Origin of the sequence: Butyrivibrio sp. WCD3002 (genome assembly GCF_000424265.1) — a bacterium.
In the GTDB taxonomy this organism is placed as follows: Bacteria; Bacillota; Clostridia; order Lachnospirales; family Lachnospiraceae; genus Butyrivibrio.
On record NZ_AUJO01000053.1, the window covers coordinates 1 to 1,196 of the forward strand.

The 1,196-nt window shown below is 39.3% G+C and carries 2 protein-coding genes; both read left to right on the plus strand.

Annotation, left to right across the window (positions count from 1 at the left end):
* Nucleotides 1-237: 237 nt before the first annotated feature.
* Complete coding sequence (locus G608_RS24190; protein WP_255345373.1) at nt 238-366, plus strand: hypothetical protein; 129 nt, start codon at nt 238-240, stop codon at nt 364-366.
* On the plus strand, nt 338-1,036 hold the full coding sequence (locus G608_RS23715) for an amidohydrolase family protein (protein ID WP_196810243.1): 699 nt from the start codon (nt 338-340) through the stop codon (nt 1,034-1,036). Before G608_RS24190 ends, G608_RS23715 begins: the two co-directional genes overlap by 29 nt.
* Nucleotides 1,037-1,196: the final 160 nt, after the last annotated feature.

A 1,196-nucleotide genomic window follows, 5' to 3' on the forward strand; every position in this document is an offset into this window, starting at 1 on the left:
TTTATGCCTCCGGTGCAATAAGACAGAGTGCTAACAATTCCAGTTTGTTGGAATGAGCATTATATTGGAAGATAATGTGAATAACCTTTGAGGGAATAAACCTCGAATCATGAGAAGTCATGGTTCGGGGTATTTTTTTGCAAATTTTTATCTTCCCGTTTCGGATTAGGGCTCTCGGTGTCCAAAATAACTTACGAAGGGCAAGGAAGTCCTACCAAACGAAAGGAGAAAACGGATATGAGAAAGGTAGTTTCAAAGCTTGATGAGATGCTGATCGGTATGAAGGTGAGACTTGCACAGAAGAAGCCTGCTGTAGCCTTCGCAATTGCGATAATCGTTGCTCACTCAAAAGTCCTCCTTAGTTAAGAAAGCAGCCCTTGAGGCAGATAAGGTACAGGCTCCAATTTTACAGTCCTATGATCTGACAGTCGCGCAGTACAAATTCTTAAAGAAGCTTTATTATTCACCGAAGGACTCTGTGAGAGTTATGGATCTGGAAAACACATTTTCCATGACACATTCCACAGCTATTGATATTTTGCAGGTACTTGAGAAAAAAGGTTACACGACGCGCATTGTAAATCCCAAAGATGCCAGAAGCAAAATCGTCTCACTAACGGATAACGATGAGCTTTATGCTGCAACAAAAAAATATCCCGGACGCTTTTATGGCTATGCAACACTTCCGGTGGATGATGTGGAAGCCTCTGTCATCGAATTGGAAAGGTGCATAAAAGAGCTCGGATTTGTGGGTGTCATGATCAACGGCCCGTTTGATGGACATTTTCTTGACGAGGAACGTTTTTTCCCGATTTTTGAAAAAGCAGCAGAGCTTGATGTAAGGCTGAATGGTAAGCAGATCGGAAGAAAAGCTGGAGCAACTTTCATTACTAAAAAGAGTATTGAAGCAAAGAAGAAGATCATAGAGCTAAGCAAGGACTTCAATGGAACGCTTAATGATACAGATTGCATAAAGGTAGTAGGAATTAGCAGAAACGCATTTTATAAATATAAGCGTGAGATCAAAATATCATAAATTAAAAGTGTAGGTTTAAATATGAAAAGCATCTGAGGACAATGATCTTCAGGTGCTTTTTTCACACTTAAATGAAAAAGTAAATTCCAGTTGCTAATAAATGCCTCAAAATGCGGATTTAAATTCCGTTTTTGCACCTTAACAATTTCATATTTTTGCC